Source organism: Aeromonas sp. S2(2024), assembly GCF_041402505.1.
Taxonomy (GTDB): domain Bacteria; phylum Pseudomonadota; class Gammaproteobacteria; order Enterobacterales; family Aeromonadaceae; genus Aeromonas; species Aeromonas media.
This window is the reverse complement of record NZ_JBGLRL010000019.1, coordinates 57,986-82,235: the sequence shown is the minus strand read 5'-3', so window position 1 is coordinate 82,235 and position 24,250 is coordinate 57,986. Positions and strand designations below refer to the sequence as shown.

Genomic DNA, 24,250 nt, shown 5'->3' with positions numbered 1-24,250 from the left:
CTTCGCTTCTGCCAGTGGTCGGCCGACCGGCCGCCACTGCTCGAGCAGCAAGATACACAGCCAGCCATAGCCGGCTACCACCAGATAGAGGCCGCAACGCATGGCGGCCGCCAGCCACACATCCTTGCCGGTGGCGCTGTCCTCGATGGCCGGGCCAAACAGGATAAGCGCCGTGATCCAGGCGTTGCTCCAGAATGACGGCGGGAAGCGCCCCGCCACCAGTCGCACCAGACGCCGTGCCAGCCAGAGAGTCATCAGGGTCAGCATCAGCACCAGCATCAGCAGCGAGGGCCAGAGGCTGAGTCCCATCCAGAGTGCGAACGCCAGCAGGGCGCCCGCCAGGGTCGAGAGCACCAGCTCCTGGCCCGCCTGTTTGGCGTTGAGGGAGGTGCTCTGCTGGGCCAGCGTCACCGTCTTCATTACCGCCGGAATGTAGAACGCCGGATTGCCAAGCGCCAGCAGCCACACCGGCATCACGATGGCGACGGCGCGCAGCGCCAGCCGCTCGGGGTGTTCGGGGAGGGGCGGTGTCGCTCTGGCGGCCACGCCGATCACCGGCTGAGGGGGGAAGAGTGCATGCGCCATGCGGTTGACCAGGGTGCCTATCAGGATCCCAAGCCCCATCATCTGGGCGATGGCAATGGCAAGGGACTGCTCGATGAGACCGGCCACCGGGATCACCGTGATGGCCATGATGAGCAACATGGCGGCGGCCCCCTTGCCAGCCATCGCCTGCTGCATCAGCAGGTAGAGCAACAAGCCGACAAGCAGCACGGCCGCCAGGGCATAGTGGGTCAGCAGCGGAACCAGCAGCACCCCGGAGGCCATGATCCCCAGCAGCAGGATCCCCCCCGCTAGCCCCTTCTTCAGGCCGAGCGGCTCCCCGGGTCGGCACAGCACCACCCAGGCCATGATGACGCCGAGGTGGGGCATCGGCAGGGCCAATCCGTAACAGAGCCCCGTTGCGAGTCCGATGCCCGTGCCAATGCGCAGTACAGCCCTGTCGGCGTTATGCATGTGGCGCCTCAATAGAGGAAGGAGAAGAGGCTCATCAGCCGGATATAGAGTGCCCCCAGGAGGTGCATCACCCCGCTCTCGCCGGTGTAGACCAGCACATCAACCTGGCCGCCGACCCGCAGCGCCTCGACCGGCGGAAAGTCGTCGCCCTGGAAGGCAATCTTGACCGGGAAACGCTGGGCCTGGCGTAGCCAGTCCCGGTTGTTGTCGACCGTGGGCAGGGCTCCGGCTGGCTGGCTCTTGCCGTCGCCCACCCCGTAGCCGACGCTGCGAACTTCGCCCTTGAACAGGCGTCCGGGCAGGCTGTCGAGCAGGATGGCGACCTTGTCCCCTGGCCGAATGTTGCCGAGGTTGTTCTCCGTCAGATCGGCCGATACCCAGACGTCGTGGATGGCGATCAGGGTCATGGCCGGTGCGCCTGCCCCGATGAACTGGCCTGCATCTGTGCTCAAGTCGGTGATGAGCCCCCGACCCGGCGCCACCACGCGGGTGTTCTGGCGATCCAGCTCGGCCTTGTGGACCGCCGAGCGGGCGCTGAGCAGCTGGGAGTTGTCATCGCCGCTCACTCCGGCGGCCTCGATGGCGCGGCGCACGTCGGCTTCTGCTGCCGCCACCTGGCTTTTGGCTGTCTCGCGGCTGGCCTGGGCCACCTCGAGGCGACGCACCGAGATGGCGCCCGGATCATCGCGATAGAGCCGCTCCTGGCGCTCCGCATCCTTGGCCGCGTTGTCATAGGCGGCGCGCATGGCCATCAGGGAGGCCTCGGCCGCCTTGACCCCTTCGGTGTTCGCCTTGACGCCGCTCAGGACCGTCTGGTAATCGGATCTGGCCTTGGCCAGGGCGATGTCATAGGGTTCGGGGTCGATGTCGAACAGGGGGGATCCTGCTTCCACGTCCTGATTGTCGCGCACATGGACCTTCTGGATCTGGCCGGACACTTGGGCGGCAACGGGGACCACGAAGGCCTGCACCCTGGCCTGGGAGCTGTAGGGGGTCAACCTGTCCGCCAGCAGATACCAGGTGAGCAGGAGGAGGATCGCGGCCAGCAGCCCGAGGGTGGCGCGGCGGCTGGCCTGACCGGGAGAGGCTGTGTCAGTCATGGGCGTTTGCCTTCTGTGTCATGGGGGAGTGGGCTGCGTCGAGCAGGGGGGCCCAGTCGGCGCGCGTGCGCAGTTGAGCCTCCACCTTGGGGGTCACCAGGGGACGTTCGCGCCCCTGTTCCCAACCGCCACCCAGTGCCTTGTAGAGGGTGATGAGGTCGCGCATCCGGGCACCACGGCTGTTGACCAGGCGCTCCTGCTGGTTGAACAGGGCACGCTGGGAGTCGAGTACCCGCTGGAAGTCCGCCATCCCCTCGCGGTACTGGGTGTTGGCGATTTCGAGGGAGCGGCGGGCGGCTTCGCCGGTCTGGGTCAGCAGGGCGATCTCCTCCTGGCCGTTGGCATAGGCCACGGCCGCGTCATCCACCTCGCGGGCCGCCTTGAACACGCTGTCGCGATAGCGTTCGTGAAGCTGCTGGAAGCGGGCGTCCTGCACCAGGATCTGGTTGCCGAGCCGCCCCTGATCCAGCAGGTTCCAGCTCAGCGACGGCCCGACGGCCCAGGAGAAGGTGCCACTTTCCCCGCCGCTGGCATTGACTCCCAGGGTGCCGAGCAGGGTGATGGAGGGGTAGAGCTCGCTCTCGGCCACCCCGATGAGGGCCGACTGAGCGGCCAGCTGACGCTCGGCCACCCGCACGTCAGGACGGCGGCGCAGCAGATCCGCGGGCATCTCGGTGACCAGGGCCAGCTCGCCCTGGGGGATCTTGCCGGTGTTGGTGGTCATCTCGGGCAGGGGCCCCGGGGCGCGGGCGAGCAGGGTGGAGAGGGCGTTCTGGCTTTGGCGCAGGCTGGTCTCGAGCTGGGGAATGCCGGACAGGGTGCCCAGGTACTGGGTCCTGGCTTGCTGCACGTCCAGCTCGGCGCTGTTGCCGCTCTTGAACAGTCGCTCGGTGATCTCCAGGCTGCGCCGCTGGATGCGGGCATTCTCCAGGGCGATCTGGAGCCTGGCCTCCAGGGTACGGATGCTCACATAGAGCTGGGCCACCTGGGCGGCCATCAACACCTGGATGTCGTCATACTGGGCCAGGGTCGAGAAATAGCTGGCATCCGCCGCCTCGACTCCGCGCTGGAACTTGCCCCAGAAGTCGAGTTCCCAGCCGAGGTTGAAGCCGGCGCCGTAGCTGCTGCCCGCGCTGCTGTGGCCGCCTCGGGTCTGACCTGCCTGAAGGAATTCTGCCGTTCCCACCGTCGCCTGGGGGCCGAGCAGGCTCTCGGCGATGCCAAGCTGGGCCTGGGCCTCGAGGATCCGCAGGCCGGCGATCCGCACGTCCGGATTCTTGAGGAAGGCCTCCTCCACCAGGGCGCTCAGCACGGGATCGTGCAAGTTGTCCCACCATCGTCGGTAGTGGGTCACCGTCACCGCCTGCTGACCCTCGCTGGCGCTGTGCCAGTTGGTCATCTCCTCGACACCGGGGGCCTGATAATCGGGCCCGAGCAGAGTACAGGCACCGAGCAGCAGGCAGGTGCCCCCTGCAAACAGGGGGCGAAGGAGAGAAAGTGCGTCGGCCATGGGGTTATTTTTCCGCGTTGGCCAGACCGTCGTTGACCCAGGCCATGAAGATGCGATAGCCGATGGAGAGCAGAGTGGCACCGATGAACATGCCGAGGATGCCATTGGTGGCCATGCCGCCGAGGGCCCCCAGCAGCACTACCGGCATGGGCGCATCGACACCACGCCCCAGCAGCAGCGGCTTGAGCACGTTGTCGGCCATGCCGGCCACGACCAGCAGCACTGAGTAGATGACGTTGAGCAGGGTGCCGTGATCCCCCGCCATCCACATGAAGGCAATGGCCGGTCCCGTGACCAGGATGACGGGGACCTGGGCGATACCCAGGATCAGCGCCAGGACGAAGAAGATGCCGACCGCCGGGATCCCGGCGAGGGACATGATGACGCCAGCCAGCAGGGCCTGGATGAAGGCGACCCCGATGACCCCCATGGCCACGGCCCGGATGGTGCTGGTGCACAGCTTGGTCAGGGCGAGGCCCTTGCGCTCATCGGTGATGCGCATGGCGATGCGCTCGGCGCTGATGGCACCCGGTGCACCCCAGGCCATGATGATGCCAGCCACGATGAAAGAGGCGACGAAGCCCAGCAGGCCGCCCCCCATGCTGGCGAGCATGGTGACAGTCTGCTTGGCCATGTCGCCGAGCTGCGGCTTGTAGCTGATGAGGAGGCTCGGCAGATCCACGGATGCCTTGGTCCATAAGGCGTGCAGCTTGGCACCGATCAGCGGGATGCTGGCGATGTCGGCGGAAGGCGCCGGAATCACTAGAGTGTTGTTGTTCACCTTGTCTATCAGGGCGCTGACGCTGTCTCCCAGGGAGCCGAGCATGGCAACGGTGGGGGCCACGATGAGCAGGATGCCCAGCAGGACCAGCAGGGTGGACGACTGGCCCTGTTTTCCCCCGAGTCGGGCGGCAAAGCGCTGATGGAGGGGGTAAAGGGTGACCGCCAGGATCAGGGCCCACAGCATCATGTTCATGAAGGGGGAGAACACGGTGAAGCAGAATGAGCCTAGCGCCAGAATAAGGCCAAATTTGATGAACATGTCCAGGAATCTGGCAACCAATCTTTTTTCGACGAGGGACAGATCGTTATTTTCCATGCTGATATGACTCCAGAGAGGGATGGATGCATGACCCCGCTGACCCTGTGTGAACTCAAGGTCGGCATTCTGGTCGATGGACAATTAATAAGTTTGTTTTCAATGGTTGAGGCATACATCGAGCGCACCTGCACGTTATGTATGGCACAGGTGTTCAAGGCTTAAAAAATATTTATCTGCTTGATATGTCGTTGATTGGAAGGCCTGCATTGAGCAGGGCCGAGAATAATGAATGGCCCGATCACGCACAAGTGAACAGTGGTGCCCGGTTTAGCCTGGGTTCAGAAAATCACGACAATCCTCTTTCATGGAACAGGACATCGCATGCAGGGTCTCGAATAAACCTCGCGGTTCACGGGGCGTCGCGCTCCCGTCCGAGGCGATGTGCCCATCTCTGTTGGCCGATGCCGCCCGACATGGCAGTTGGTGTTCCCGGGAGTGACGCTTTATTCTATTGGCTCCTGCGCTGCGGCGATCCAACCCGGGATGAACACCATGCACCTCTCTCTCTCCTGCCCCGTGACTCGTCTTCCCCGTGTGGCCTGGCTGGCGGCGCTGCTGCTGGCTGGTTGCGGCCCCGACAAGCCTGTCAACCAGGTACCGACTACAGAATCCATTGCCCAGCAGGAGGCGGGGGCGCCAACTTCTGTAGTGCAGGCCAATGCCCGCCAATATCGCGATGCCCCGGCGCTGGCGCTGGTCTTCTCCGGCCCCTTGGTGCCCAAGGCAAACTGGCAGAGTTGGCTAGGGGTCAGTGAAGGGGGCAAGCAGATGCAGGGGGAGTGGATCCTCGCCGACGATGGTCGCACCCTCTATTTCCCGAACGTTCAGCCCGACAAGAGCTATGAGGTGAGCCTCAAGGCGGGGCTGGGCCCATCCCCCCAGGGCTGGACCCTCAAGACCCGGCCGCTGGAGGCGGGAGCCTCTTTTACCGCCAGTGGCATGGTATTGCCGCTGCGCGACGAGCTGCGCCTGCCCATCAGCGCGGTCAACGTGGACGAGGTCAATATCGACTTCTTCCGGGTCGATGCGGAATACCTACCCCGTTTCCTGGCCGAGTATCGCCCCGGTGCTGGCATGGGCAACTGGGAGCTTGAACAGATCACCAAGCGGGCCAAGCGGGTGTTCAGCGGCCGCTATGCGCTGGAGCTTGATGCCAACCGGCGCGAGACCCGCCTCATCAATGTGAAGGAGCCGCAGCTGGCGGAGGCCGGCGTCTACTTTGCGGTGATGTCGCCCCTTGGCAACTACGACTGGCGCAAGGAGACCACCTATTTTGCGGTGAGCGACATGGGGCTCAGTGCCCGCCGCTACCGCGATCAGCTGGAGGTGTTCGTGAGCTCCCTGGCCAGCGCCGACCCGCTCAAGGATGTGCAGCTCTCCCTGCTCGACGAGAAGGGCAACCGGCTGCAGGTGCAAACCACCGACCCCCAAGGTCATCGTCGCTTCGATCAGGTACAGGGGGCTCGCTTGCTGCTGGCCGAACAGGGCAATCATCTGGCGGTGCTGCGCCTCGATGGGGCGGCGTTCGATCTCTCTACCTTCGATCTCGGCACCCAGCCCTGGCAGGCCCAGCAGCTTTATCTCTTTAGCGGGCGCGATCTCTATCGCCCCGGCGAGCGGCTCGACAGCGAGATCCTGCTCAAGGGGCAGGATGGCCAGCTGCTGCCGGGCATGGCGGTAGAGCTGGAGGTGAAGCAGCCGGACGGCCAACTGCTCGAACAGAAACGGCTGTTGCCGGACAATTTGGGCGCCGCCCATTACGGCTTGCGTCTGCCGATTGATGCGCCGCTCGGGCGCTGGACCATCAACCTCAAGACCGCCGCTGGTAGTCGCTTCGAGTGGCCTTTTCTGGTGGAGGAATTTTTGCCGGAACGGTTGAAACTGCAGCTTGGCAAGGGGCCGGATGGGGAAGTGACGAGTCTGGACGCCGCCCTCAGCCTGCCACTGCAGGGTGACTATCTCTACGGCGCGCCGGCCAGTGCCACCAAGGCCAAGGCGGAGGTAAAGATCAGCCGCGCCACCATGCCTTTTACTCAGTGGCAGGAGTTCACTCTGGGTGACGTACTGCTTGCCGAGCAGGGCAAGGATCTCGAGCCTCTCAATCTCATCCTAAATGCGCAGGGGCAGGGGACTTTTTCGCTTGCTGATGAACTCGATGGGGTGCGCGCCCTCGGGCCGCTGGAGGTGGCCTATCGGGTGTCGCTCGCCGAGCCCGGTGGCCGCGCCGTCAATCGCAGCCGCACCCAGTATGGCTGGCCCGCGGGCAGCCAGTGGCCGGCGCTCAAGGCCGATTTTGTGGCTGATCGGGTAGAGGGGGGCAAGCCGCTCCCCTTCCAGATCCTCAACCTCGATGAGCAAGGCCAGCCGGTGGCGGGGGCGGTGAAGGTGCGCCTTATCAACGAATACCGCGACTACTACTGGCATTACGCCGATGGCGAGGGGTGGAAGTACGAGTTCAACAGCCAGCCCTATCTGGAGCAGGAGCAGACCCTGCAGCTGGATGGCAAGGGGCCGACCCTGCTCACGCTGCAACTGGCGGCGGGCTGGTATCGGTTGGAGGTGGAGAACAGTCAGGGCCATCAATCCAGCCTGCGGGTGGAGATAGGCAGTTACGCCTGGGGCGGCGGTGGCGAGCAGGCGCGGCCTGACAAGATTGCCATCACCCTCGACAAGCGCGCCTATCTGGCGGGCGACAAGGCCAAAGTGACGCTGGTGGCCCCTCGACCCGGCAAGGGCTTGCTGCTGGTGGAAGATGGCGACGGCCTGCGCTGGTGGCAGCGTATCGAGCTCAAGGGGGCCGGCGGCGATGCCAAGGATGCCCGCGGCGAGTTCGAGATCCCGGTCAGCCCCGAGTGGCAGCGTCATGATCTGCATATCTCGGCCCAGATCGCCGCGCCAGACAGTGACTCAAAGCCGGTGAGCCAAAAGAGTGTGCAGAGCCTGCGCTCGGTCGGACTGGTGCCGCTCACCCTGGACCGGGAAGCGCGCCGTCTGCCGCTCACCCTGAGCGCGCCTGATAAGGCGGTGCCGCTTACCCGACTGGAAGTGACCGCCACCTCCACCCCCAACAGTCAGGGCCGCGTGGTGCTGGCGGCGGTCGATCGGGGCGTGCTCAACATCAGCGACTACCAGCCCCTCGACCCGTTCGAGATCTTCTTTGGTCGCAAGCGCTTCGCTCAAGATTTGTTCGACAACTATGGTCAGGTGATCCCGCCGCAGGATGGCAAGCTGGCCCGCCTCAACTATGGGGGCGATCGGGCGCCGCTGAAAAAGGGCGGCGCGCTGGAGAGTCGGGTCGAAATAGCAGCGCTCTGGAGCGGCGAGGTGAGTTTTGATGAGAGCGGCAAGGCGGTGATCCCGCTCGATCTGCCCAACTTCAACGGCGAGCTGGCGCTGATGGCGCTGGCCTGGAATGAACAGCAAGTGGGTGAGGCAGAGCGCGCCGTCAAGGTGGTGGCGCCCCTGGTGGCCGAGATCGGCTGGCCGCGCTTTGGCGCCAGAGGGGATGAGACCCGGGCGCTGGTGCAACTGCGCAACATGAGCGGCGAGGATCAGACCCTCTCCCTTGCCTGGACCCTCAATGGCGGGCTCAAGGCAAACGGCGAGCTGCCCCGCACCCTTTCCCTTAAAAATGGCGAGGAGCAGTGGTTGACCCTGCCGCTCACCGTGACCGGGGCAAGCGGCGTGGCAAGCCTGCAGTTGGCGGCCAGCGGCAAGGATTTTGCGATAAGTCGCGACTGGTCTCTGCCGCTGCGCTCCCCCTGGCCTGCCCAGACTCGCCAACGCTACCAGATGCTGGCCCCCGGCCAGCAGATGAGCTTTGCGCCAGCTGAGCTGGCCGGACTGGATCGTGCCAACCTGCAGGGGCTGCTCAGCCTCTCCGGCACTCCCCCCTGGGATCCGTCAGCCCAGTGGCAGGCGCTGGCTGACTACCCCTACGCTTGTCTGGAGCAGACCCTGTCCCGTGCCTGGCCTTACTTGCTGACCACGGCGGATGAGCGGGCCGCTTGGCGCAAACCCGCAGAGGGCAAGAAAGCGGCGAGCGAGGCGGATGTGCAGCGCGCCCTGCTGCAGCGGCTGCAGCGGTTGCAACTGCCAAGCGGTGGCTTTGGTCTGTGGGATGGTCGCTCCGACGAGGAGCAGTGGCTCACCGCTTATGCCGCTGACTACCTGCTGGCGCGCAAGGAGGCGGGCGACGCTGTGCCGGAGGCAATGCTCAATCAGGCGCTGAACCGGCTGCAAAGCTATCTCACCGACAGCCAGTACGGCGAGCGCTGGAGCAGTGCCCCCGAGCACAGCCGGCTGGCCTATCAGGCCTACAGCGCCTATGTGCTGGCCTGGGTGGGCAAGGCGCCGCTCGCTACCTTGCGTCTTGTCTGGGAGCAGCAGGCCGATCACGCCCGCTCAGGTTTGCCGCTGCTCCACCTCTCCCTGGCGCTCTCGGCCATGGGGGATGAGCAGAACGCCGCCAAGGCCCTCAGTCGGGCATTGGCGACCGAGCGTGGTGACGACTATCTGGGGGATTATGGCTCACCGCTGCGCGATCAGGCCCTCGAGCTTTCGTTGTTGCGCCAGCACAAGCTGGCTGCGGATCGCTGGCCGGCCCTCAGTGCCAAGGTGGCTGATACCCTGGCCCATCGTCAGTGGCTCAGCACCCAGGAGCGGCTCGCCCTGTTGCGACTCGCCCGCTTCGATCCGGCCGCCGACTGGCAGGCCAAGGTGGCTTCCTCTCTTGGCAGTGGATCCCTGAGCGGTTCGGCCCCGCTGCAGCAGGGCGCCCCGGAGGCACTGGCCGCGAGCACCGTCACCAACGAGGGCAAGGGCTCCCTCTATGTGCAGCGCACTCTGGTCGGTTATCCCGAACAGGCACCGGCACGGATCAGCAAGGGGATGAGCGTGACCCGCAGCTGGTTCAACAGCGATGGTCAGCGTTTTGATCCCGCCAAGGTGAAGGTGGGCGATCTGGTGGTGGTGCGGCTCAACGTCAGCAGTGAATCGGCGGTGCCCGATGCCCTGCTGGTGGAGATGGTGCCGGCCGGCTTCGAGCTGGAGAACCCGGCCCTTGGCAACAGCATCAAGCTGGAAGAGCTCTCCATCGAGGGGAAACCTGCGTGGCAGAGCGAGTGGAACGACTATCTCAAGCATCAGGAGTTTCGCGACGACCGCTACACGGCGGCGCTGGATCTGAGCGAGGGGAGCAACCAGCAACTGGTCTACCTGATGCGGGCTGTGACGCCGGGTCGCTATCAGGTGCCGCCGACCCAGGTGGAGGATATGTACCGGCCCGAGCTGCGTGCCGTGGGTGAGGATATCCACGAGGTGCGTATCTCTGAGTAACAAACCCTCCCTTGAGCGGGTTTGCCCGCTCACTTTCTGGCAGCGTGGCTGGCTGAAATTAGGTCGCAGTGGCCGCGCTGGCTGGCGCTGGCTTGGCCGTCTGCCACGCTGGCTGCGCTTCTCGGTGCTGGGGGCTGCCGCCCTGTTTCTGTCGCTGCTGGTGCTGGATCGGATTTTCCCGCCGCCACCGCTCGACCCCGCCTACGCGCGGGTGGTGCTCGACATCAAGGGGAGGCCGCTGCGCGCCTTTGCCGACACCAGCGGCGTGTGGCGCTACCCCGTGACCCTGGAGCAGGTATCCCCCCGCTATATAGAGGCGTTGCTGGGCTACGAGGATCGCCATTTCTGGCGCCATCCCGGGGTCAACCCTGTGGCCATGGTGCGCGGGGTCTGGCAGTGGCTGCGTTACGGGCGCGCCGTCTCGGGGGGCTCGACCCTCACCATGCAGGTGGCGCGCCTCATCGAACCCTACCACAGGAGCGTGCTCGGCAAGCTGCGCCAGATGGCGCGGGCGCTGCAACTGGAGTGGCATTACGACAAGCGCACCCTGCTCACCGTTTACCTCAACAGGGCCCCTTTTGGCGGCAATCTGGAGGGGGTGCAGGCGGCGAGTTTCGCCTATCTCGGCAAGAGCGCGGCCAAGCTGACCCATGCCGAGGCGGCGCTGCTGGCGGTGCTGCCCCAGGCCCCCAGCCGTTACCGGCCGGACAGGCATCCCGAGCGAGCCCGCGCCGCCCGCGACAAGGTGATGCAGCGGCTGGTGGCGCAGGGAGTCTGGCCCGAGGTGGTGTGGCAGGAGGGGCGTATCGAGCCTGTGCTGGCCCGCGGTCACTTCACGCCGATGGAGGCGCCGTTGTTTGCCCGTCTCGCCGCCGACAATCAGACAAGGGCGCTGGTGCACACCACCATCGACGGCGATCTGCAGCGCTGGCTGGAGGGGCGGGTGGCAAGCTATATCCGCCGTTTCCCCGAGCAGACCTCCGCCGCCCTGCTGCTGGTAGACAACAAAACCATGGCGGTGCGCGCCTATGTGGGCAGCGCCGAGTATGGCAATTTGCGCCGCCACGGTTACCTCGACATGGTGCAGGCGATCCGCTCTCCCGGCTCCACCCTCAAGCCTTTTATCTACGGTCTGGCCATGGACGAGGGGCTGGTGCACTCGGCCTCCCTGCTCTCCGATGCGCCAAGGCTGGGCTCTGAGTATCGTCCCGCCAACTTTTCTGGCGCCTTTCAGGGGCCGGTGACGCTCGCCCAGGCGCTGCAGCAATCCCTCAACGTGCCGGCGGTACAGGTGCTGGAGGCACTTGGGCCGGACAAGTTGGTCAGCCGCTTAGACAACGCCGGGGTGCGGCTGGCGCTCTCCGACAAACCCAATCCGGCCATCGCGCTGGGGGCGGCGGGGAGCCGGCTCGAGCAGCTGGTGGCGCTCTACAGCGCGCTAACCCGGCAGGGGCAGGTAGCGATGCCGGTCTGGCTGGCGGGGCAGCAGGCGGTGCCCCGCCCCTTGCTGAGCCCGGGAGCGGCCTGGATCATCTGGCAAATATTGAGTGTGCAGGGGCGGGCGGATCAGCCCTTCGCCAGCGAGGCAACCGGCCGCGTCAACCGACTGGCCTGGAAGACCGGCACCAGCTACGGCTATCGCGACAGTTGGGCCATGGGGGTCTCCGGTCGCTGGACCATTGGCGTCTGGCTGGGGCGCCCCGACGGCACCCCCATGCCCGGTTTTTACGGCCAGAGTGCGGCTGTGCCGCTGCTGCTCTCGGTCTACTCGCGGCTGGCTGACAACAGCCCCTTGCCGGCACAACCCAACACGGTGAGCGAAGCCGAGATCTGCTGGCCGCTGGGGCGCAAGGCGAGCACGACCCTGCCTGAGGCCTGTCTGCAGCGTCAGAGCGCCTGGTTGCTGGAGGGGCGCGATCCCCCTACCTTGTCAGATCCCATGGACTGGCCCTCGCCGCTGCGCCAAGTGGCGTTGACCGCTGAAGGCAAGCCGACCCTGACCCGTTGCCAGGATGCGGTGCAATCCGGTTTCCGGGCCCTGTGGCCGCTGTCGCTGGAGCCTTGGCGGGGGCCCGGCGAGCGGCGTCAGGCGCTGCTCGCCAGCGGCTGCGCGGGGGAGGGGCGAAGCGCCGAGCTGCAGGCACCCATTCGCATCCTGGCCCTGGGGGAGGGCAATCTTATCCGCAGCCAGCGCTACCGCCTGCAGCCCAGAGTGCTGGGGGGCGTGGGCAAGCCGGCCTGGTTTCTCAACGGCCAACGGCTGCGTTGGGACGGGGATCAGGTGCTGAGCGAGGCGGGGCGCTACCAGCTGGTGGTGGTGGACGAGGCGGGCAATAGCGATCGCATCGAATTTCGGTTGGAGAACCCCTCCTGAGAGAGGCGAGTCAAAGGGGCTACCCGTTCAGGGCGACAATATTTTGACGGCAGCCTCTGTGCCTAAGCTGGCTCAGGGCTTGACCTGCCCCAGCCGGGTGAAGAAGTGCTGACTCTTGCGCTGGTGGAAGTGGCTCTTCTTGATGGGATGGAAGACAAGAGTGCTGTCGGGACGACTCTCCTTGAGCCTGTGGATCATCGCCATGGCGGGCAATGAGCAGCTGACCAGGGTGGTGAGTGGCAGGCTGCGGGTCTCCGGGCCCAGCAGCTGGTTGAGCCCCTGCTGCGCCTGCTCGAAGCGGGCCAGTATCACAGGGTCGGCGTAGCCGCTGCCAAGCATGGCGAGCAGGGCATCCAGAGCCTGGTGGAAGGCTGCCAGCTGCTGGCGAAAACCACTGCGCCCGCGCAGGGCAATCAGCTCCGCAAAGGATATCTCGGCGAGGTGAGTGGGCACTTGCAGCGGGATCTCGAGGTGGAAGCAGTCCTGGCCTCCCCTGTTGTGGTAGCGGGATTCGAGCAGGTGAAGCAGCCGGTCCAGATAGTCGTGATCCGTGATGAGGGCCCCCTCATTTGCGAGCGCCCACTCACGGGCGAGGCGCATGGAGAGCAGGTTGGCAAAGCGCCGCGCCATTCTTATCCCCCCATCATCCTGCGTCGCAAAGCCCTGGGTCAGGCAAAAACCGTGCAGCCGCTCCAGACCTGGCTGGGCGGGGCAGAAGCAGTCGTGGTTGGCACGCTGGCGCCAGCGCGTGATCAGCGCCTTGTTGCCAAACACCTTGTGACGGACGAAGTCGGGGGCGACAAGGCCGGTGATCTGGCTCTCGACCTGGGGCGTGATGGCGGCAAAGAAGGCGGGCTCGGGCGGCTCGGCCAGCAGGTCGCTCTGCTGGCGCAGGGTCTCGAGCAGGGCGGTGAGGCCGCTCTTCTCGCTGACGGTGAAGACGAAGGCGAGCCGCTCCAGATAGATAAGAGCAAACTTGAGCCAGAGTTCATCCCGTACTTCCATGCCGGGGTAGTAGATGTGGGTCTTCATCGGATCGTCAGGGTTCAAGCCGGTGGCCAAGGCGCAGGCTCGGGAATATACGCAAGATTGCCGCCTTGCGGCAAACATTGCGTGGGAAAATATGCCGTCGCCTGGCCAGTAGGCGCTGGCGCCAAACTTCTGATATAATTCGCGCCCTTAAATCAAGGCCACCCGAGTCAATACCATGAAGTTCATTATCAAGCTGTTCCCCGAAATCACCATCAAGAGCAAGTCAGTGCGTCAGCGTTTCACCAAGATGCTGCAAGGCAACATTCGCAACGTGTTGCGCCGCTTTGACGAAGACGCCCGCGTGCGGATGGATTGGGACAAGCTGGTAGTGAGCTCCCGCAACGATCAGTTCCACGCCCGGTATCTCGAGACCCTGGCCTGTATCCCGGGTATCCAGTACTTCCTCGAAGTGAAGCTGAGCAACTTTACCGATCTGCACGACATCTTCGAGCAGACCCGCGCCGTCTGGGGCGATCGCCTGAAAGGCAAGACCTTCTGCGTGCGCGCCCGTCGCGTCGGCAAGCACGACTTCAGCTCCCTGGAGCTGGAGCGCTATGTGGGTGGCGGCCTCAATCAGCACTGTGAAACCGCCGGTGTGCGCCTTAAAAAACCTGACATCCAGGTCAACCTGGAAGTGGAAAACGACGAGCTCTACATCATCAGTGCGGTGCACCACGGCATGGGAGGCTTCCCCATGGCGACCCAGGAGGACGTGCTGAGCCTGCTCTCCGGCGGCTTCGACTCCGGCGTGGCCTCCTACCAGTTCATCAAGCGCGGCTGCCGTGTGCACTACTGCTTCTTCAACCTGGGGGGCGCCGCCCACGAGATCGGTGTCAAGCAGGTCGCCTATTACCTGTGGAACAAGTTCGGTGCCTCCCACAAGGTGCGTTTCACCGCCATCGACTTCGAGCCCGTGGTGGCCGAGATCCTCGAGAAGATCGACAACGGTCAGATGGGGGTGGTGCTCAAGCGGATGATGATGCGTGCCGCCGGCCAGGTGGCGGACACCTTCCAGATCCCGGCCCTGGTGACCGGCGAGTGCGTAGGCCAGGTTTCCAGCCAGACCCTCACCAACCTGAATGTCATCGATCGGGTGACCGACAAGGTGATCCTGCGCCCCCTCATCACCTGGGACAAGCCGGACATCATCAGCGAAGCCCGTCGCATCGGCACCCTGGAGTTCGCCGAAACCATGCCGGAGTATTGCGGCGTGATTTCCAAGAAGCCGACCGTGAAGGCCGAGCTCTCCCGCATCGAGGCGGAAGAGGCCAACTTCGACTTCGCCATTCTGGACAAGGTGGTGGCCGAGGCCCGTTACCTCGATATCCGCCGCATCGGTGAGGAGACCGCCGCCGAGGTGCAGGAGGTGGAGACCACGGCCGCGACCGGTGATGACGAGGTGATCCTGGATATCCGCTCCGTGGAGGAGCACGACGAGAAGCCGCTGGTGGTGGAAGGGCGCGAGGTGCTGCACATCCCCTTCTTCAAGCTGGCCACCGCCTTTGGCGATCTGCCGCAAGAGAAGACCTACCTGCTCTACTGCGATCGCGGCGTGATGAGCAAGTTGCAGGCGCTTTACCTCAAGGAGAAGGGCTTTGCCAACGTCAAGGTCTATCGTCCCTGAGCGGTCGACCCCTCGCCCATAAAAAATCCGGCCAAGGCGCCGGATTTTTTATTTCACTTCCATGGATGCAGAGGGTCAGGGACAGGGAACCGGGGTAAAGGTCTCCTGGCCCTGGCAGCGCCAGCCCATCTCCGCCTGACGCATCTGCCACAGGTTGTTGCTGCGAAACAGGGTCAGGATATAGAGCATGTCGTTCCTCTGGCCATCGAGGGCCACCGAGAGCACCAGATCGTTGTCCAGCTGCTGGGCATGGATACGGGTAGGCACGTCTTCATGGCCGACGAAACGGCGAGCCACCTCACGATAGTCGTTGACCCAGCTTTGCTGGCTGCTGCTCGCCTGACGGATCTGCTGGTTGAACTGCTGCACCGGGGTGGATGCCAGACGCCCGAACAGGGTCTGTGCCCCCGCATGAGCCGCCGCGACCGTCATCAGAACAAGCGTGGTAATGAGCCCAAGTTTTTGCATGAGAGAATGCATTGAGAGAGTCCGGATTGAAACGACTCCTGTATGACAACAGAAAAGCGGACTTGGTTCAATCTCGCCCAGGTCAGGGTGGGCGCTGGCCCACCCTGACCGGTTCAGTTGCGCTGCAGCGAGAAGGTGGGAAGGGAGAGATGCCAGTAGATGGCCGCCACGCGCAGGCCGAATACCCCCAGCATGCTGATGAGCATGGCGCTCACCCTCTCCACCCCGACCTCCAGTGACAGGGTATAGAGGATGCCCCCGAGGATGCAGGCGGTGGCGTAGATCTCCTTTTGCAGCACCATGGGCACCTCCCGGGCCAGGACGTCCCGGATCATGCCACCCGCCACCCCTGTCATGGTCCCCATAAGGACGGCAATCAGCCCGGAGGTGCCAAAATTGAGCGCCTTCTGGGCACCTATGACCGTAAAGAGCGCCAGCCCGAAGGCATCGGCCACCGGCAACACATACCAGGGCATGCGGCGGGGCAACTTGACCATCCACATGCCGATGAGGGCCGTGGCGATCACTACCCAGATATAGAGGGTGTCGCGTACCCAGAAGACCGGAGTGGCCCCCAGGATCATGTCGCGGATGGTGCCGCCGCCGATGGCAGTGACCGCGGCCAGCACCATGACACCGAAACCATCCATCCTGAGCCGCCCGGCCACCAATACCCCCGAAAACGCGAATACCGCAGTACCAAACATGTCGCTGATGTAAACAATCTGCTCAACCAGTGTCTGCATGGAGAACAACTCACGTCCAATAGATGATGGGGCGGCGATTTTAGGGGCAAGCCGTGGGGATGAACAATGGAGGAGTGCAAAAGTGAGAGCCAGCGCCGGTTTCTGAATAAGGGGTTGAGGTAGGCAAGTGGGCAGCATCAGGCCGCAATACGGCCATGGTGGGATTCAGTACAGATTTATCCCCCTTGAGGCGAAAAATGTTCTAAAGCATCGGGCTGTGGTGCCGTTACTAAAGGGGAAGCAAATGGAAGGGTGTCAGGAAGTCCAACTTTTTGCAGTGCTGCGGATCTGGTCATCACCACGTTGAATCAGGTCTGCCTCAGTTGCCGGCAGCGGATTGGCCCTGCGGACTGAAGAGGGATCTCAATCGCCGTGCGCCCTGGGATCCGCAGTTTTAGACTTATCAGGAGAATTCATTATGTCCATGTACATCAACACCAACGTCTCGTCCCTCAACGCCCAGCGCAACCTGATGAACTCCGGCAAGTCGCTGGATACCTCCTACACCCGCCTCGCTTCAGGCCTGCGTATCAACAGCGCCAAGGATGATGCGGCCGGCCTGCAGATCTCCAACCGGATGACTGCACAGATCAACGGCCTGGATCAGGGCAACCGCAACGCCAATGACGGCATCTCCATGGCCCAGACCGCGGAAGGAGCCATGGAGGAAGTGTCCGGTATGCTGCAGCGTATCCGTACCCTGGCTCAGCAATCCGCCAACGGCACCAACTCAGCTGATGACCGTGCAGCCTTGGGAAAAGAAGTGGGACAGCTGAAGACTGAAATCGATCGTATTTCCAAGGACACTACTTTTGCTGGTACCAAGCTGTTTGATGGTACAGCCACCAATACGTTTAGTTTCCAAGTGGGACCTGATGGTAACAGTCAAACCATTAGCTTCGATCTGTCTAAGATCGAAGTAACCTCTCTTAAAGCCACTGCTACTCTTGCTGTCGATGATGTTGCTAAATCTCAGCAAACCATGAAGGATGTCGATGAGATGCTGAAGGTGGTCGATGGCAAGCGCGCCGAACTGGGTGCGGTGCAAAACCGGCTGGACTCCACCATTCGCAACCAGGCCAATATCTCGGAAAACGTCAGCGCCGCCCGCTCCCGCATCCGCGATGCGGACTTCGCCACCGAGACCGCCAATATGACCAAGCAGAATATCCTGCAGCAGGCCGCCTCCAGCATCCTGGCCCAGGCCAACCAGCGTCCGCAGTCGGCTCTGTCGCTGCTGGGTCGCTAAGACGGTCCAGGTTAACCTCTGAATAAGGAGCGGCAGATGGCCAATGAATCGATAGTCATGGCTTCTACCTCGATGCTCACTTCCCATGGCGGCCCTAAGGCCGCCATGCCTGTTTCTGTGCCGCCAACATCCGGCGAGGAGCAAGCCGTCGAGCTGGGAAGCGTCGACTCGGCAGACAAGACTCTGAAAGAAGAGCCTTCGAAGGCCACAGCGTCGTCATCCAAGAATAATGATGAAACAGAAAAACAGGCCCAAGAATTGCAAGAGAAGCTGACCAGCTTGGGCAAACTAAAGGGGTGGGCTATCCATTTCAGTCTGGTGCCCGAGTTTGACCGACCGGTAATCCAGGTGATCGATGCCGAGACCAGGCAGGTGATCCGCCAGATCCCGAGCGAGGAGATCCTCCAGATGAACAAGCGGCTACAGGAGATGGGGAAGAATCAGGGCGATGGTCCCGGCCTCTCTGGGCTGCTGTTCGACGGTCAGGTATAGGTTTTTAACGAGATAAGAGGAGCATGTTATGGCGATAACCTCCGCCGGAGCGGGGTCGGGCATCGATCTCGAGAGCGTGATCACGGCGAGCGTGGCCGCCAGGAAGGCGCAGTTGCAGCAGCCCATCACCACCAAGCAAAACAGCACCAATATCACCTTGTCTGGCATAGGCCAGCTCAAGTCCTCTCTCACCGCCTTCACCGATATTCTGGACACCTTGAGCAAGCCCGGCGCCTTCAACAAGCGGGCCATCAATATCACCCAGAATAAAGATGACCCTGTGCTGAAGATGGAGAGCAAGAGCGGTGGCTCCAATGGTCAGTACAATATCACCGTCAACAAATTGGCAACCACCAGCCGCCAGGAAGGGATCTTTGACAGCTCGACCGTGCCGCTTGTCACCCAGGATGGCCAACTGACCTTCAAGGCGGGGGAAAAGGAGTTCACGGTTGACGTCAAGGCGGGGGATACCTTGCAAAACATTCGTAAGCGTATCAACAATGATGGCGATAACTTCGGGCTCAGTGCCAATATCGTCAATACCGCCGATGGCAAGGCCAAGCTTGTCATCGACTCGGGCGTGTCGGGGGATGGCAAGGATCTGGTCATCACGGGTAGCACGACCGAACTGCAAGATAAGTTCACGGGCAAAATGGCAGAGACGCAACAGGCGTCCAGCGCCGAGATCCTGGTCGATGGCAATGTGCTCAAGAGCGATACCAATGTCTTCGATGACGTCATTCAGGACCTGAAGCTGACCGTGTTGCGGGTCTCCGACACCGACAGCAATGGCGACCTCAAGTCCAACAAGGTAGATATCACCACCGACAAGACCGCCATCGAAGAGACGGTGCAGAAGTTTATCGATGGCTACAACGCGCTGCAGGAAAAACTGAGCGGCTTGGGCAAGCGCAACAGCATCGTCGGTGGTGTGCGTCAGGATGATGGCGGGGCCCTGGCGGGGGATTCCGTGACCCGGGCCATCAGCAACTTCATGACCAACCTCATTACCAACCCGGGCGGCACCAGCACCACCTATTCCACCATCTTCGAGCTCGGCGTCAAGATGGACAACAAGGGCAAGCTCTCCCTCGACAAGGATAAATTTGGCGAGGCGGTCGACAAGAACTTCGATCAGGTGGCGGCTCTGCTTGGCGGGGATGAGGGGTTGGCGGCGACCCTGACCAAGGGTCTGAAGGAGTACACCAAGTCAGGGGGCATGCTGGCGCAACGGACCGATACCCTCAACTCGGATCTGCGCAGCCTGAGTCAGAAGCAGGCCACTACCAACGAGCAGCTGGTGAAATATGAGGCAGCCTTGCGCGCTCAGTACGGCAGCCTGGATGCACTGCTTGTGAAGATGAACAACTCGGCGTCTGCCCTGACGGCATTACAGATAAAAAATGACTGAGTGTGATATTTCGAGGACCCATGTATGTATCACCGTAATCTGAAAGCATATAAGGCAACCAGCATCGCGGCTGATCTGGCGGTTGCCGACCCCCATCGAGTCATTCAGCTGATGATGCAAGGGCTGCTGGAGTGCCTCGCACAAGCGAAGGGAGCCATAGAGCGCAAGGATATGGAGGCAAAGGCGAGAGCCATCTCCAAGGCGCAGGGATTGGTGCATGGCCTTCAGGATGGGCTGGACATGACGCAGGGGCAGATAGCCGAGGATCTGTTTGCGCTCTATGCCTACATGGATGAGCGCATCTGGGATGCCAGCCTACGGCGTGACGTTCAACCCCTCGACGAGGTCATGACACTGATGGTGACGATCAAATCGGCTTGGGATCAAATTACCGACGCAGATAAGCAGCAGGGTTTCCAGCTAAGGCAAGCGTCAGGGAGTGTGCTGTGAATGAGCTGAACGCTTATGACGATGCGTTGAGCGATAATATCGCGACGCTGCAGCGATTATTGGCGAGCCATCAGTATGAAGAGGCCTTGGCTTGTATGGATGAGCGTCTGGCGATCATCACGGCACTGACGGACTTTTCTCGGCAGCAGAAGATGGCGTCAGCGGAAATGGCTACCTTGGTCAGATGTCAATTGGCAAAAGAGCAGGAGCTGAGGAGTCAGGTTGACGCGTTCAAAAAAGAGATCGCCACTCAGTTGGTTACCCTTAGCAGGGCCAATAAGGCGAAATCTAGCTATCGAGTGAATAGGCAGCCATAGATAGCCAGATAACGCGTCTCTTCGTTTGAAAATGTCACTGCCGTCAATGCTGGATTAATCCCCTTGTTTAGATAATCGGGTGTTCGCTTTCACTTTCCCGATATGAAGTGAACATGAATCGTATACACACTAGGTTTTTATATGCCCTCATTTATTGTCGAGTTCTGGTCAAGCATCTTCGGCATACTGGCGAAAGTGTCGGTATTCACACTGGTAAGAAAACTGTTCCCCTCAGCAATCACCGCTCGATTTGTCGATTTTTGGGTGCTGAGTCACCTTGTCCTTTCCATAGTGGCGGTAGTGGTCGCCGTCTACTCACCCTATCCTGTTATTGGATGCCTTTTTATGGGGTATGGGTTTCTTCGAACCTTTGAGATCGTCGTGTACCAGACGAACGTCTTGCTGTTTGATGAGTATCGGGTAGTCAAGGCGGGCGGTGAATACCGACTGGAGGGCTACCGTCGCATCGTATTGCTGTTGTTGCATAATTACTTCGAAATCATCCTTTGGCTTGCGTGCACATATACGGTGATGGCAGCTGATTTCGAACATAAATGGCAGCCAGGAACGGGAACTGTCTTTGGTGGCATTTATAGCAGTTTTATTACGATGACCTCATTTGGTGATTTCGATTTATTACCAAAAAGCACTATGGCCGCTTCTGTGTTGTTGTTTCACGCGACTGTCGGCCTCTTTATGACACTGCTTAGTCTGGCCAGGTTTATCAGCCTGATACCTGCGCCAAAGACACGTGATCTCATCGAAATGAAACAAATGGGAAGTTCCAACGATAGCCAGTAACTAAGGGTGGGTTCAATAAGGATTTTAGCTCTGCCCTAATACCCATTAGGTGATGATAGCCTGCTATGTAGGCATGCACTTTGCATTTTAATGAAACCTACGTTCTTGAAAGGGGTAGGTGAATCCGAATTATTTTCTTGAGGACACCGTCATGGCCCATACCCTGGTAACCCCCAGATATTACCAAGATTTTCAATGTATTGGCGATAAGTGTGAGGATAATTGCTGCCATGGATGGACGATTTCGATAGACAAGAAGACTTATCGTAATTATGTCAGTCATCCGGATCTGCTGATCCAAAGCACGGCCAAGCAGCATATTGAGAAAGTGAAAAAATCAGACGCTCACTGGGGGACTATTCGCATGGATGAGTCTGGCGCCTGTCCCTTTCTGGATGGTGTCGGATTATGTAATGTGCACAAAAAGATGGGTGCAGAGGCTCTGAGCCACACCTGTAAGACCTACCCCAGGCAACTGCAGCAATTTGGTGTCCAGCACAGGCGAAGCCTGATGCTGTCCTGCCCGGAAGTGAGCAGGCAGGTACTCTTGAATCCAGATGCCATGGTGGTTGATGTCACCCCATTCAAGGGGCAGGTCAGGGGCTCTCCTGTGCCCAGCATCATTGATACACTGCATTCATTGAGTATCGATGTGTTGCTCGCCGATGGTATGGCGATAGAGGATAAGCTATGGCTGATCGGTATGTTGGTACACAGAGATGAAGGCAAGGGCTCAAACCAGGCATTTATCGAACAATTAATTCCCATGATCAATGATGGCCAGTTGAGCGCGGCGTTTTCTCAAATTCCGTTCATTGGTAAAGTGCAGTGGTGGGCCTTGCGTACCCTGACACATCTATTAATACAGAATAAGCCGCGCCGTGGGAGAGCAGTGATGACCCGTTGCCTGAATAAAATCAATCAGGTGTTAGAAGGTGAGTTTTATGAGGATAAGTTACTGCTGATACATCAAAGTTGGCACCAGAAGGTAGTGCCATTTTTGATGGAGCGTCCCCATATTCAACAGAACTATCTGCTTTATCATGTCTACCATAATCAGTTCCCTGCAGGATATGATGCACCGCAAGTAGCTTATCAGGTTCTCATTGCAGACTACTTCTTGCTACGCAGCTATTTATCCTTGATCGCGATGGATGACGAACCGTTCACAGAAAAGGATGTTACAGACCTGTTTTATAGCTACCATACACTTCGCCAACACAATCCCAAGTTCTTGACCGTATTGGCGCAAGGCCTGCAGCAATCAGGGCTGGCCAGCGATATTACACTTTATGCGCTATTAAAGACTGGCAATGATTAATGCAGGGGAAATATCTATCATCTCTATTATGGTAGAATCAGCTCCCCCTTTATCTATGCAGATAGATGTGATTCTGAAAGTTGTTAATCCATTGCACTGTCATTGATTGCCTGGTAATTGATCTGCTTGAGAGGTCAGCGTCGATAGTTTTATCGCCTCACACAGCTGCTCCACCGCATTGAGGGCCCGCGGGGTGAAGCGGTGCAGCTCATCGGGGTTGATGAGAACGAGCCGCTGCTGCTTGACGGCATCCAGCATGGGCCACTGGCGCCAGTGGGCCAGCACGGCGGGATCCCGGCTACCGGCCAGGATGAGCCCGGGGTTGGCCTTGATCACCTGCTCTAGCCCGACCTGGGGGTAGGGGGAGCTGGCATCCGCCATGATATTGCGGCCACCGCAGAGCCTGATGGCGTGGCCCGGCCAGGTGGAGTCGTTGACGCTGGTGAGCGGCGGATACCAGAGCTGATAGAAGACCGAGACCGGTTTGGGCTTGCCGTAGCGCTGTTTCAGGGCATCGAGTCTGGCCAGATAGGCGTCGGCCTGCTGGTCGGCCTTCTGCCGGGTGCCGAGCAGGCGCCCCAGGCTGCGCATCTCGTCGGCCAGGGAGGCAAAGTCGGTGGGCTCCGAGTAGAAGACGGGGATGCCGAGCTTCTCGACGGGGGCCAGCATGCGGGACTGGGCCGAGCGCCAGGCCACCACCAGATCCGGCTTCTGGGCCAGCAGGGCCTCCAGGTTGATGCTGCGATAGTTGGCGACCCGTGGCAGGGGCGCCACCTCGGGGGGGAAATCGGAGGCATCGTCGGTTGCCACTATGCGATCCCCAGCCCCTATGTCGTACAGCAGCTCGGTCAGGTGGGGGGTGAGGCTGATGATGCGCTGCGGGGTGGCCGCGGCACCGGACAGGGGCCAGCCGAGCAGCCACAGCAGCAGGCAGAGGGGGCGAAGGGGGAAGCGGTCAGCCATGGGTCAGTGCCATCAGGGTCAGGATCAGCGAGAGCCCGAGCCAGCCCCAGCCGATCAGCAGCAGGCGATGGAGCAGGCGCCGGGGCAGGGTGGCATCGGGTTCGCTCCCATCGCCCAGCACCGGGAGGCGTACCAGCTGGCCCTGATAGTAGCGGGGACCCCCGAGGCGGCTGCCCGTGCTCTGTGCCAGCAGGCCGAGCAGGGCGCCCATGGCCGGATAGGGCCAGCGCAGGGCAAGGCGCAGCTTGCCCCCAAGCTGGCGTAATCGGGTCAGCGCAAGGGGGAGCGCCAACAGCAGTATGGCGGGGGCACAGAGCCCCTGATAGAGCGCACTGGCGGCGCGGCCGAAGTGGACGAACTCGGCCTGTTTCGGGCTCCAGGCCTGATTCATCAGCTGGGCGAGGCGCCAGAGCAGGGCCCCCTGCACCCCGGCCAGGGCAAAGCCCAGCAGGGGGCCGGCCCACTGCCCCACGAGGCGCAGCACACAGGTCTCGCTCACCGCCTTGTTCAATCCCATCACCGACAGGGCGCCAGTCTCTCGTCTGAGCCAGGGGACGGCCTGCAACCTCGCCACCACCAGCGTCTCCTGGGTTGCCAGGGCGCGGCTCGCCTGGGCGAGCTCCCGCAGAGGGCGTGATTCCAGCATCAGCAGCAGAAACAGCAGGTCGAACAGGGGTTCAGACAGGGAGAGGTTGCGCACCGCCCAGAGGCCGGCGGCGCAGGGCACCCAGACCACCAGCAGGGCCAGCAGCCCCGCCTGACGTTGCTGGCTGGGCGAACCGTCAGGGCGATACACCTTGTGGCCGAGGCGGGTCAGCAGCGGCACGGCAGCGCCGGGCCTGAAACGCGCAGGCCAGGGCAGCACGGCCTCCAGCAGGGCGGCGCCCACCATGATGGCCGCCGTCGTCGAGGCGAGGGCGGCCATCAGGGCATCCC

The 24,250-nt window shown here is 61.8% G+C and carries 20 protein-coding genes; 11 read left to right on the top strand and 9 right to left on the bottom strand.

Annotated features, from left to right (window positions below; all coding sequences use genetic code 11):
* The 4 genes from ACB039_RS17085 to ACB039_RS17070 form a co-directional block, all read right to left on the bottom strand.
* Positions 1-1,017 (bottom strand): hypothetical protein (locus tag ACB039_RS17085; protein ID WP_371166083.1); only part of this gene is annotated, 1,017 nt, incomplete at its 3' end.
* Positions 1,018-1,025: 8 nt separating this feature from the next.
* Entirely contained in the window at positions 1,026-2,117 is a 1,092-nt protein-coding gene (locus tag ACB039_RS17080) for an HlyD family secretion protein (RefSeq protein ID WP_371166082.1), read from the bottom strand.
* Positions 2,110-3,627 (bottom strand): efflux transporter outer membrane subunit, encoded by a 1,518-nt coding sequence (locus tag ACB039_RS17075; protein ID WP_371166081.1) that lies wholly within the window; start codon positions 3,625-3,627, stop codon positions 2,110-2,112. The genes ACB039_RS17080 and ACB039_RS17075 overlap by 8 nt, the downstream gene beginning before the upstream one ends.
* Positions 3,628-3,631: 4 nt before the next feature.
* Positions 3,632-4,726 (bottom strand): AI-2E family transporter, encoded by a 1,095-nt coding sequence (locus ACB039_RS17070; RefSeq protein WP_039038652.1) that lies wholly within the window; start codon positions 4,724-4,726, stop codon positions 3,632-3,634.
* 30 nt (positions 4,727-4,756) lie between these two features.
* On the opposite strand from ACB039_RS17070, the gene ACB039_RS17065 reads away from it, so the two are divergent.
* The 3 genes from ACB039_RS17065 (at position 4,757) to pbpC (ending at position 12,440) form a co-directional block, all read left to right on the top strand.
* Entirely contained in the window at positions 4,757-4,891 is a 135-nt protein-coding gene (locus tag ACB039_RS17065) for a hypothetical protein (RefSeq protein ID WP_010674281.1), read from the top strand.
* 330 nt (positions 4,892-5,221) lie between these two features.
* Positions 5,222-10,066, top strand: coding sequence for an alpha-2-macroglobulin (locus ACB039_RS17060; RefSeq protein WP_371166080.1), 4,845 nt, complete (start codon positions 5,222-5,224; stop codon positions 10,064-10,066).
* Positions 10,032-12,440, top strand: a complete 2,409-nt coding sequence (pbpC, locus tag ACB039_RS17055) for a penicillin-binding protein 1C (protein WP_371166079.1) — start codon at positions 10,032-10,034, stop codon at positions 12,438-12,440. Before ACB039_RS17060 ends, pbpC begins: the two co-directional genes overlap by 35 nt.
* A 72-nt stretch (positions 12,441-12,512) precedes the next feature.
* On the opposite strand, the gene ACB039_RS17050 is transcribed toward pbpC, so the two are convergent.
* On the bottom strand, positions 12,513-13,472 hold the full coding sequence (locus tag ACB039_RS17050; protein ID WP_371166078.1) for a hypothetical protein: 960 nt from the start codon (positions 13,470-13,472) through the stop codon (positions 12,513-12,515).
* Between the two features lie 175 nt (positions 13,473-13,647).
* On the opposite strand from ACB039_RS17050, the gene thiI reads away from it, so the two are divergent.
* The gene (gene thiI, locus ACB039_RS17045; protein ID WP_371166077.1) at positions 13,648-15,096 is read left to right on the top strand and encodes a tRNA uracil 4-sulfurtransferase ThiI; all 1,449 of its coding nucleotides are present in this window, start codon (positions 13,648-13,650) and stop codon (positions 15,094-15,096) included.
* 75 nt (positions 15,097-15,171) lie between these two features.
* Here thiI and ACB039_RS17040 read toward each other — a convergent pair whose 3' ends face one another.
* Together ACB039_RS17040 and ACB039_RS17035 are read right to left on the bottom strand one after the other, a co-directional pair.
* Positions 15,172-15,564, bottom strand: a complete 393-nt coding sequence (locus ACB039_RS17040; protein ID WP_371166076.1) for a hypothetical protein — start codon at positions 15,562-15,564, stop codon at positions 15,172-15,174.
* Positions 15,565-15,677: 113 nt separating this feature from the next.
* Positions 15,678-16,310 carry a trimeric intracellular cation channel family protein gene (locus ACB039_RS17035; RefSeq protein WP_113979115.1) on the bottom strand — a complete coding sequence of 211 codons (633 nt, stop codon included), beginning with the start codon at positions 16,308-16,310 and terminating at the stop codon, positions 15,678-15,680.
* Positions 16,311-16,728: 418 nt separating this feature from the next.
* Between ACB039_RS17035 and ACB039_RS17030 the strand changes: the two genes are divergently transcribed.
* The 7 genes from ACB039_RS17030 (at position 16,729) to fliB (ending at position 22,351) form a co-directional block, all read left to right on the top strand.
* Positions 16,729-17,559, top strand: a complete 831-nt coding sequence (locus tag ACB039_RS17030; RefSeq protein ID WP_371166075.1) for a flagellin — start codon at positions 16,729-16,731, stop codon at positions 17,557-17,559.
* Between the two features lie 36 nt (positions 17,560-17,595).
* Entirely contained in the window at positions 17,596-18,051 is a 456-nt protein-coding gene (locus ACB039_RS17025; RefSeq protein WP_223915951.1) for a flagellar protein FlaG, read from the top strand.
* 28 nt (positions 18,052-18,079) lie between these two features.
* Positions 18,080-19,462, top strand: a complete 1,383-nt coding sequence (fliD, locus tag ACB039_RS17020; protein WP_371166074.1) for a flagellar filament capping protein FliD — start codon at positions 18,080-18,082, stop codon at positions 19,460-19,462.
* A gap of 24 nt (positions 19,463-19,486) precedes the next feature.
* Positions 19,487-19,912, top strand: coding sequence for a flagellar export chaperone FliS (gene fliS, locus ACB039_RS17015; protein WP_371166073.1), 426 nt, complete (start codon positions 19,487-19,489; stop codon positions 19,910-19,912).
* Complete coding sequence (locus tag ACB039_RS17010; protein ID WP_371166072.1) at positions 19,909-20,229, top strand: hypothetical protein; 321 nt, start codon at positions 19,909-19,911, stop codon at positions 20,227-20,229. Before fliS ends, ACB039_RS17010 begins: the two co-directional genes overlap by 4 nt.
* Before the next feature lie 141 nt (positions 20,230-20,370).
* A complete protein-coding gene (locus ACB039_RS17005; RefSeq protein WP_371166071.1) occupies positions 20,371-21,030 on the top strand; it encodes a hypothetical protein in 660 nt (219 codons plus the stop codon).
* Between the two features lie 151 nt (positions 21,031-21,181).
* Positions 21,182-22,351: a flagellin lysine-N-methylase gene (fliB, locus tag ACB039_RS17000; RefSeq protein WP_371166070.1), complete on the top strand. Its 1,170-nt coding sequence runs from the start codon at positions 21,182-21,184 to the stop codon at positions 22,349-22,351.
* Between the two features lie 99 nt (positions 22,352-22,450).
* Here fliB and ACB039_RS16995 read toward each other — a convergent pair whose 3' ends face one another.
* The gene (locus ACB039_RS16995) at positions 22,451-23,314 is read right to left on the bottom strand and encodes a cobalamin-binding protein (protein ID WP_371166069.1); all 864 of its coding nucleotides are present in this window, start codon (positions 23,312-23,314) and stop codon (positions 22,451-22,453) included.
* Positions 23,307-24,239 carry a cobalamin biosynthesis protein gene (locus ACB039_RS16990; protein ID WP_371166085.1) on the bottom strand — a complete coding sequence of 311 codons (933 nt, stop codon included), beginning with the start codon at positions 24,237-24,239 and terminating at the stop codon, positions 23,307-23,309. Before ACB039_RS16990 ends, ACB039_RS16995 begins: the two co-directional genes overlap by 8 nt.
* Between the last annotated feature and the right edge of the window lie 11 nt (positions 24,240-24,250).